The 10,092-nt window shown below is 38.5% G+C and carries 5 protein-coding genes; all 5 read right to left on the bottom strand.

Features of this window, described 5'->3' with window-relative positions; all coding sequences use genetic code 11:
- Window positions 1-4 precede the first annotated feature (4 nt).
- The 5 genes from upp to AC1EJ0_RS07050 all read right to left on the bottom strand — a co-directional run bounded on the left by upp (window position 5) and on the right by AC1EJ0_RS07050 (window position 9,955).
- Window positions 5-628 carry a uracil phosphoribosyltransferase gene (gene upp / locus AC1EJ0_RS07070; RefSeq protein ID WP_480023792.1) on the bottom strand — a complete coding sequence of 208 codons (624 nt, stop codon included), beginning with the start codon at window positions 626-628 and terminating at the stop codon, window positions 5-7.
- Window positions 629-637: 9 nt separating this feature from the next.
- Window positions 638-1,072, bottom strand: a complete 435-nt coding sequence (gene rpiB / locus AC1EJ0_RS07065; RefSeq protein WP_480023791.1) for a ribose 5-phosphate isomerase B — start codon at window positions 1,070-1,072, stop codon at window positions 638-640.
- A gap of 42 nt (window positions 1,073-1,114) precedes the next feature.
- On the bottom strand, window positions 1,115-2,134 hold the full coding sequence (locus AC1EJ0_RS07060; RefSeq protein ID WP_480023790.1) for an L-threonylcarbamoyladenylate synthase: 1,020 nt from the start codon (window positions 2,132-2,134) through the stop codon (window positions 1,115-1,117).
- A gap of 328 nt (window positions 2,135-2,462) precedes the next feature.
- Window positions 2,463-5,504 (bottom strand): S-layer homology domain-containing protein, encoded by a 3,042-nt coding sequence (locus tag AC1EJ0_RS07055; RefSeq protein ID WP_480023789.1) that lies wholly within the window; start codon window positions 5,502-5,504, stop codon window positions 2,463-2,465.
- Between the two features lie 11 nt (window positions 5,505-5,515).
- On the bottom strand, window positions 5,516-9,955 hold the full coding sequence (locus AC1EJ0_RS07050; protein ID WP_480023788.1) for a S8 family serine peptidase: 4,440 nt from the start codon (window positions 9,953-9,955) through the stop codon (window positions 5,516-5,518).
- Window positions 9,956-10,092: the final 137 nt, after the last annotated feature.

Below are 10,092 nucleotides of genomic sequence, written 5' to 3'. Positions count from 1 at the left end.
TCACCTACTTAGTTCCGAAAAGTCTGTCTCCTGCGTCTCCAAGACCTGGAACGATGTATTTATGTTCATTAAGCTTTTCATCAACACTCGCTACGAAGATGTCAACATCTGGATGATGACTCTTTACGTACTCAACTCCTTCTGGAGCAGCGATGATGTTTACAAGCTTGATATGCTTTGCGCCTCTCTTCTTTAAGAAGTCTATGGCAGCAGTGGCACTTCCGCCAGTTGCTAGCATTGGGTCAAGCACTATGACCTCTCTCTTCTCAATGTCTGAAGGGAGTTTGCAGTAGTATTCAACTGGTTCATAAGTCTCTGGATCTCTATATAGACCTATGTGGCCAACCTTTGCTGCTGGAAGTAGGCTTAACATGCCGTCTACCATACCAAGACCAGCTCTAAGTATTGGTACTAAAGCTATCTTCTTACCAGCTAGACCGTAGCCAGTAGTCTTGCATATAGGAGTCTCGATAGATATCTCTTCTAATTGCATATCCCTAGTTACTTCGTAGCCCATCAGCATAGATAGTTCAGTAACTATCTCCTTAAATTGCTTTGTACCAGTTTGCTTCATTCTTAATATGCTTAGTTTGTGTTTAATAAGTGGATGATCAAATACAGTTACCATAATACCCTCCTAACAATTTTCGATTAAATCGACTCTTCTTTTATGTCTTCCTGCTAAAAATTCTTCCGCTAAAAATGTATCAAGTATAGACTTGGCAAGCTCGTCACCGATTACCCTTGCGCCAAGAGCTAGCATGTTCGCGTCATTGTGATTTCTGGACATCTTCGCCATGTATTCGTTAGTGCAAAGAGCGCATCTGATGCCTTCTACCTTGTTCGCAGCTAGTGATATGCCTATGCCAGTGCCGCAGATAACGACAGCCTTTTCTACTTCGCCAGTCACTACACCGTTTGCAGCCTTCTTGCCATAAACAGGGTAATCAACCGACTCAGTTGAATCAGTTCCATAATCAACGACTTCAATACCTTTTTCCTTAAGGTAGCTCTTCAATTTTTCTTTTAATTCAAATCCTCCGTGATCTGATGCAATGCCTATCTTTCTCATGATACCTCTCCTTTACAATTTTATCATATAAAATTTTTATTTTCAATACTTTATGTTGTGTCCCGATGACTTGATGATTCTGTTCATAATCGCCATGAAAATGCCCTTGCGCTCGTAGCCTTGTAAGATGATGTAGCCGTAGCCTTTGTCATCAGCCGTTCTTAACAGGTTAAATATATTGTGCGATATGCTGATGGGCTCCTTGATTGATCCTAGGTCCATGGTCCTGAAGCCATGGAACTCGTCTTCGTACTCCTTAAGCGTGAAGACAACTGGATTCTTCTCAATATTTGCCTCGTATTCAGCCTTCATCTTTTTAATAAGGTCATCGCCCTCACCCATGATGATGACTACCTTGGCATTTGGCTTGTAGTGCGTGTATTTTTGTCCTGGGCTGATGGGCTTCTTCACTTCTTTATCGTCAGTGATGGCCTCGTCGTACTCAGCTTCAGGTATTATTTTTTGTAAATCCTCTAATGAGATTTTGCCTGGTCTTAAAATGCGGACCTTGTCTCTACTTAGGTCGATGACAGTTGATTCAATGCCGACCTCACTCATTTCGCCATCTAGTATGTACTTAAGCTTGCCATGAAGGTCCTTGTAGACGTGCTCAGCGCATGTTGGCGATGGATAGCCAGATATGTTCGCGCTTGGAGCAGCTATGGGTGTGCCCGCATACTCAATCAGCTTTCTCGCTACATCGCTCGATGGCATACGTATAGCGACGCTATCAAGTCCAGCAGTGATGACAGATGGAACGATGTCCTTCTTCTTTAAGATTATGGTCATAGGTCCTGGCCAAAACGCATCGAGAAGCGCGTCATATTTGCTCTCGTAGTAAGCAAGCGGCTCAATCATCTCACGCGACGCTATATGAAGTATAAGAGGGTTATCACTTTGCCTGCCCTTTGCTTCATAAATCTTTTTTACAGCCTCAGCATTTAGTCCATCCGCACCAAGACCATAAACAGTTTCAGTCGGAAAGGCAACGAGACCGCCTCTTTTAATCTCTTCAGCACATAATTTTATATTATCATCAGTAATTTTTAATACTTCAGTCATTATATCAACCTCTAAATTTAATTTTACCACAAAAGCAGTGATTTATCAATACAAAGGCGGATGAAAATGAGATTATAATTATACAAAATATTTACAAAGCATCTAGCCTTGCTAATGGAAGTGCACGTGCCATATATATAGCGCGGCGTATGTATTAAGCGCAGCGGTTGTATAGAGCGCGGCATATGTATCAAGCGCAGCATATGTATTAAGCGCGGCGGATGTATCAAGCACGGCGGATGTATTATGCGCGGCATAAGTCCATAGCCATACGCACGGCATAAAAAAGAGAGACCTAATAAAGTCTCTCTTATATAAAGTATCTAAACTATTTTATTACTGCTACTTCAGCTATATCTCCTGTCTTAAGTGTAATCTTTCTATCGCCTAAGCTGCCTTCAACATCTTCAAGAAGCATTAAGTATATCTTTCCTTTAATATCTTCTTTCTTTCTGATGTCCTTAGTAGCTTCGTCAATAAACTTAATCTTGATATCGCTATTGCCATCTTTATTTAAGAAGGCCTCGCCGCTATCTTGATTAAATATCTTAACTGTCTCAGGAAGTTTGAAGTTTTTATCTTTAATATTGAATGCGAAGATCACTCTTCCGTCAGAGTCCTTCATTGGAACGAAGTATGAAGCATCATCTGGATTATATATATAAAGTAAGTCCTTTGTCTTAAGTGCCTTGTCAACGATAAGCTTTGAGCTTGCTTCGTAAACGACTTCTTCTTTGCCGTCTAGGTAGTAGAAGATAATATCGTAGTCGCCCTTTGCAAGTTTATTTGTCTCTTCGTTTAATTCTACTTCTTTACCGTCCTTCATGACTTTAATCTTAAGTTCATCGCTTGCGTCCTTTGCTGCGACTGTATCGAATAGAGCTGCTTCAGCGCCTTCATATGTCTTGAAGAAGTCTTCATCTATTGCTTCGCCTTCAAGTGCTCTATATATACCTAGGATGTTTTTGAATCTCTTTGCTTTTTCTTCTGGTCTGTACTCAAGTGTTGCTGCATATGTCCTTCCCGCGAAGTCATAAGAGAATCTGATTCTGATCTTTTCTTTGTTGCTTGGCTTTCTAAACTTAACTATCTTATTAGATGCGTCTCTAATAACAAGGTCTTGATTTGTTTCGCTTGTGATATCAACTTTCATTGCGTGTGAATTAAGTCCTGTACCAGATGGGTATATAGCGTAGACAAGTCTTTTTACCTCGTCCATAGTCATGTCGCCCTTCATATCGAAGCTTACTATTTCGCCTTCAATATCTCTAGAATTGTAAATAAACTTGATTGGTAAAATCTTTGCTATTTCAGTTTTAAGTTCTTTTTGAGCCTTATTAATGGCGTCCTTGTTCTTAGTAGCGATTGCTTTTTGAAGAGCATTATTTTTATTAATAAGAGTCTTTAAGCTTGGGTCATCTTTGATGATGGCCTCAGCTGTCTCTATGCTTTCATTAGCATCTTTTATAGCTTTTACGTCTTTGTATAATCTTGTAACTAAGTCTTCAAGAGCTTTTTTCTTCGCGTCAAGATCTTCCTTAACTAGTTTTTCACTTGCTAATAGTTCTATCGCTGAATCGATAAGAGCTGCGTCATCTTTACTTAAGCTTATTTTATTTGTCTTGACAAAGTCTTCTGCCTTTGAGATTTGTGTGTCTAGATCAAGCTCTGATCCAAGTCTTTCTTCAATGCTGTCAAGCTCGTCCCAAATTTCGTTTATCTTATCAGTACTTATCTTGCCATAGCCATTTGCAGCTCTCTTAGCAAGAGCTAAAATTTCTTCTATAGCTAATCTATCTTTATTCTTTTCATTTAAGCCAAGATCCTCGATAAGGCCTTCGTAGTATTTTACTTCTTCTGCCATATCTTTTAGATCTTGAAGAGCATTGTCATAAGCTTCTTTAACTTTGCTTGCGTCATCTAGAGCCTTATAAAGCTTTTCTTTTTCGTCTTCAGTCTTGTGGTCTTTGTATCTCTTAATAAGTCTCATTAATGTATATGACTTATCTTCAAGATCGCTCACTCTGCCGTGAGTAATAGCCTCTAAGTTCTTAAGCGCTTCCTTCATCATCTCAGCTAATTTTGCGTCTTCGTCCATCAAATCAAGAAGCATGTTTATAGCGTCATCAAGATCATATTGCATTGCGTCTAATTCGTCATGCATTGGCTTTGCTGCGATAAGCTTTTCTGCGTCTTCAATTAAGGCATCTACATCGGCATTCTTAGCGTCTTTATTAAGGTCTTTTAGATAAGTAATCGCTTCTTTTGCTTCTTCAATAGCATTTTGATCTGCGTAAAGAGCATTTATTCCTTCTTCAAGAGCAGTCTTTGCTCCTAATAAGTCCTCTTCGCTTGCGTCATCATATTTTAAAATCCCTTTTGCATCATCAAGAGCTGCCTTTAAATTTTCTAGAGCTCTTTCGTAATTATCCTTGTAATAATCACTGTCTAATGCCTTAAGCATAGCGTCTGCCATATTGATAAGGTCTTTAAGCTCTTCTGCTTCGCTACTTGCTGCTTCTACCCCAGCTTCTTCGCTCCTAGCCTCAGCATTTTCTTCTTTGATAGCATCTATCGCAGCTGAAAGCTTTTCAGAGGCGCTTTCAATTTCACTAAGGATAGCTTTTTTGTTATTTAAAACAAGTTTTGCGTTTGCATATGCAAGTCCATAAGCCTTTGCTAGCTCTTCACTTGCCCCATTTGCATAACCCATGCCATTCATTAGTAGATTCTTAAGCTCAGACTTGTCAGCGTCTTTGTAATTAGCTGGATACCTTTGCGGCAAACCAAGTCTATTATAAATAACTGCAACTAAAGAAGTAAATTCAGCTCTTGTAATATTGTCATTTGGCTTGAATGTGCCGTCTGGGTAACCGATAAGAAGGCCAAGTGCGTTCAAAGCGTTTATATAGCCAGCTTCTTTTACGCCATCAAGGTCAGTAAAAGCACTTTCTCCGTCCTTCGCGTCTATGCCATAAACAAGGGCAAGCATTGCAACTGCCTCGCTTCTAGTGATTAGCGCCTTTGGCTCAGCCTTATCGGCTTTGTCTTCAATAAAGCCTGTGTAAACAGCCTTTTTATATTCTTTGTAATAAGGGTCGTCCTCTTTTATATCAGTAAAAGTGATTTCACTTTCTTCGATAACACCAGTCAATCTATTGATCGCTTGAATTACTTCAGCTCTGCTAAGCTTGTCATTTGCGCCAAAGCTACCATCTTCACGCTCATCAAATAGTTCTAGCGCTCCGCCATCGTCTATATAGTCCTTTGCCCAGTGTCCATCAAGGTCCTTGTATGAGGCTGCCACTATATTTATAGAAAAGATTGCGACTAGGCTTAGCGCAATTATTATAGCTAATTTCTTTTTCATGCCCTGCCTCCTTATTTAAGCTTCTTAAGCGTAATACTTGGGTCTAGTCTGTAAATGATTATATACTTTTCATTTACTCTAGCTGTACCCACTTCACTTATTGAAACTTTAAATTTATTATAACCTGGTTTAAGTTTTACAGTAAACTTGTCTTTGTTAATGTATCTAACAGCATCAATCCTGTCTATATCGAACTTATCATAAGTCTTTCTATAAACTGTCTCGATGTATTCGTTCTTGTCATCATTTGTCACTCTATCAACAATAACGTCTGTAGTCTTGTTATCATCAGATAGTGAGTACTTTATTGTAGCTGTGTCACTAGTGATACTTCTCTTGTCAATAGTGTAGTTAAATGTTGCAGGGCTCTCATCAACTGAAAGTGTTGCAGCTGTGATAGTCTTTTTGCCAGATTTATTTTCAGCTTCTACTTGTAATTTAAGATTGCTAAAGCCACTTACCATATCGATGGATGTCTTAAACGTTAGTGCTAAGCCATCGTATACAACGCCGTCCGCATTACTTATCTCGCCTGTTTGTTCAAGCTTAACTTCATTTGTAATATCTTTTTCAGCAAGAACTTTTTTATTCACATCATCAATTATTCTAAGTGTCAATTTAGCTAAATCGCTCTTATCAGTAAAGGCTACAGCGCCTATAACATTAATCTTGCCATCTTCAATCTCAGGCGCATCTCCTTGATCGTTTAGAGGACCGTTCTCACTAACAGTCCATGCGTTTGCCGGTTGTGTTAGGTATATGGATGGATAGCCATTGCCTTGAGGAAGGCCTTTTTCAGCAGCTGGCTTTATTTCATATATCCTCGAAGTAAATGTAGTATCCTCTTCAAATCTATATGGCATGTAATAAAGTCTTGCGTCTTGATCGTATTCAAACTTATCAGCGTATTCTTCACCATTGATTATAGCTGAATCGATGCCGTAGTCCTTGTCATTTTCTGGTAATTGTATTTGAACTTCACCATAAGAACCTTTTTGAACGTTATAAACATTCTTCTTCCACTTGCTCTTTTCAAAGCTTGTAGTCTCTGTCCAGAAAGCAGCGCTCTCGCCTATAAGAGTAAGCTTAACAGTTTCATCTGACTTGTAATTAGTGTCAAGCACTTTGTCTTCAGCCCAGTTACCCGCGATGTCCTTAACGTATACACATAATTTTTCTATATCAGCAATGTCATCAACTTTTAGATAAACTGTATTTAACTTGTTTGAGTCTTTAAGCTTTTCAAGTGACTTAATAACTTTTTCATCTTGCTCAGTCACCCTTGCTTCGTCTTCTGTATAGAAATCAGTGTTGCCATAGTAAAGGCCGCTCACTTCATTATACTTGTGATTATTGTATATAGGATCTCCATCGTCATCTTTGCCAGTTTCTTTAACTTGTTCAACGCCGATAGTGTCTATGCCTATATCGTCTGATACGCTTAGCTTAAGGTATTTAGCCTTGCCTTCACTAATGATTTCAGCCGATTTGATTATTGGCTCGTTGTCATCAAAGTAGATAGGTACTGAAACTTCTTGAATATTTTCTTTTTCAGTATTAAGTTTGCCCTTTAAAACGACTTTAGCAAAATCATTTTCATCAAAATCATCTTTGAATACGCTAATCCAATTTTCTCCGCCATTTTCAGCTAATCTCGATTTAGCAAAGTAGCTTAAGTCTATAAGATTATCCTTAAGAATCTTATTAGAGCCATCTTCAATTCTAGCCTTGATATACTCAGCATTTCTTAATAAGCCGAATCTAATCTTGATTTGTTCAGATGAATTATGATTTGTGATGTAAGTCATATTGCCCTTGTATTCAAATAGATTTACCTTATTGTCAACGCCTGCAGCTTCATCGCTTTCTTCTGTGTAATCGAAAACATCGCCCATAGCGTCATTTGTATCCATATTTAAAATGTTTGGTTTTAAATCATCGCTCCATTCGTGGCTGAATACGTCAAATAGTCTTGGCTTAGACCAGTTGCCATAGAAGCCTAGATAAGGTACTGTAAGAGTCGCATCCTTTTCACTATCTTCTGGAATAAATCTTAAGAAGCCTTCTACGTAATTATTTAAATTAATATCATCGTTTGCAAAATTAAACTTAACGCTAAACTTAATAGTACTAGCCGCCTTTGCCACAACTGATTTTTTATCAATACTAAAGATCATATCTCTATCAGTCTCAGTTGATACAAGACCAAAGTCTCTATCGCTCACAAAGTTTTCTGTAAGCATAGCTGGTTCAAGTGTATATTTTATGTCTTCATCAGAATAATTCTTAAGAGTGTAATCTATAGTAAACTCTTTGTCTGTAAAGCTCTTTAATTCAGCCTTGGCATCAAGCATCCTGTCATTCTTAGAAGTCGCCTTAACTGTTACTTTTGCCTTCATTAAATTATCTAGGTCAATAAGGCCAGCGCCTTGTCTTCTAACTGGATAATATGTTTCTTCATCCTTTTGAGGGATAGCTGTGTTCATAAGAAGAGTCTTTGTTAACGTCTCTCTCTTAGAAGCGTCTTTTGCTTCTTCATAAAAGACTGAGTCTCTATCCTTGATAAATTGCATAACAATGGCAGCCGCACCAGCTACATGAGGTGTCGCCATCGATGTACCGCTCATTACTTGATATTTATTGTCTTGGTCAATTGAATAAATATCAGCGCCTGGAGCAGTAATTTCAGGCTTCATAGTAAGATCAGGTGTTGGACCCCAGCTTGTGAAGTCGGCCATCTGTCCTGCTTTTGGATTGTCTTGAACACTCATTTCTTTATTAAATGAAATGTTTAGACCGCTATCATCAATATGCTTAAGAATTTTTTGACCATCCGTATTGCCAACTATGATGGCAGGGAAATTTACATCGTTAAAGCCAACCATAGTCATAGGCTCATCATCACTATTGATGACGATTACGCCCTTTGCTCCAGCATCTCTAGCGTTACTTGCCTTTTCATTAAAAGTGCATTCGCCTCTATCAACTAAAACTAAAGCGTCTTTGATCTTTTCAGGCTCAATCTTATTGATATCATTTGCCTTGCCCTTATTGGCATAGACAAATTTGTTAAATGTATAATTTTCTGGAGTAATTTCAGAGCCCCAAGTGTATTTGATGTTCTTTATCTCTTCATTATTTGATCCTAAAGAGCAAATTAAATACTTAATATTTGTGATAGCTGCAACTGATGTAGTCGCCCAACCAGTAGCAGGTGCGCCAGCCATACCATAATCAGGGTTACCTTCAAGAGCCTTCATAGCGCCGTCAGCATCAAAGTATGAAGTGCCTTCATTACCGTTAGCAACAGCAACTAAGCAGCCTGCCTTGATAGCGTTTTGCATAGCAACTTGAACGATGTCATCATCAGTAATAAAGCCGGCAGGTGAACCAAGTGAAAGGTTCATAACATCGGCACCAAGCTTATAAGCATCTTCTATCGCCTTGCATTGAGCGTCTGAATAAGTGCTTGAATCAGTTAAAGATGTTGAGAAAACTTTCATGATGATTAGCTGTGCATTTGGTGCAACGCCTTTAATTGGTGTATCAGATAAATTATTGCCATTCTTATAGTCATCAGCTTCATTCGCGCCAATAGTTCCGGCTACGTGAAGACCGTGTCTTGAACCGTATCTATCTTGAAGAGCATCTAAATCAGCTGTCTCGTCATGATAGTTATAGACATAAGGTATCTTCGCACTCACGTACTTACCCTTTAAGTCATATTTTTCTTTAAGCTCATTAACTTTTTCCTTTGTAAGAGCAATTTCGCCAAGCGCTTCGTCATCAAGTCTAAAGCTGTCAATGTTTTGAATGTCAAAGCCAGTATCAAGAACAGCTACGACTTGTCCCTCGCCCTTATACTTCTTTGAAGCCCAAACCTTTGGCGCCGATATCATAGATATAGACGCATACATCTTAGGCTTGTCACCCTTATCAGTCTTAGGCAAAGTGTATTTTTCAGATATATGAACCTTCTTAACACCCTTTATCTTTTCAATAGCAGCGATATTTTTCCTCTTTGTATAAATAGAAAAACCGCTCACAAAAGTATCAAGTGAGTACAATTCTTCAAAATCAATCTTAGCCTTACGCATAAGAGCTTTGACATTGTCCTCAGACTTTTTAATCTTATTTAGCGCATCCTTTGTCTTGCGAGTGTTGCCAAAGACCTTGGCACCCTTCTCTTGCATTACAAGAGGTGCCTCGTCAAGCTCAACTACAAGCCTTACGCTTTCATTCATAGACTTAGCATCACTCTTAGCCTCTTTCGCATTTGCATTCTTACTAAGAAGCCTTCTTTGATGAATAGGTCTTTTTCTTTCATGTATTGCTTTAACTATAGCTTCGCTACCATTCACATTCTTTTTAGCAAAAGTGATTTGCGAAAAGCTTGTGCATAGCATCATTAGTGCTAATAATAAAGCAAAAATCTTTTTACCGTGTTTCAAGAACATCCCCTCCTCGTGAAATATAGTTTTGTCTATATTATACTACAATCTTAAAGCTTTCGGTAAACAATATACAATTGTGAAGAAAATATCTTTTTTATGTAAAGATAAAAATAAAATTCATAGTACGGGCGGAT

The organism is Fenollaria sp. C0166D3 (assembly GCF_056590255.1).
Note: the sequence above shows the minus strand (reverse complement) of the source record. Positions and strands in the feature narration are given on the sequence as shown.

What these genes read in the sequence shown, in the direction of transcription:
- AC1EJ0_RS07055 (WP_480023789.1), bottom strand. Translation starts at nt 5,504, where the DNA reads ATGAAAAAGAAATTAGCTATAATAATTGCGCTAAGCCTAGTCGCAATC.
- AC1EJ0_RS07060 (WP_480023790.1), bottom strand. Translation starts at nt 2,134, where the DNA reads ATGACTGAAGTATTAAAAATTACTGATGATAATATAAAATTATGTGCT.
- upp (WP_480023792.1), bottom strand. Translation starts at nt 628, where the DNA reads ATGGTAACTGTATTTGATCATCCACTTATTAAACACAAACTAAGCATA.
- rpiB (WP_480023791.1), bottom strand. Translation starts at nt 1,072, where the DNA reads ATGAGAAAGATAGGCATTGCATCAGATCACGGAGGATTTGAATTAAAA.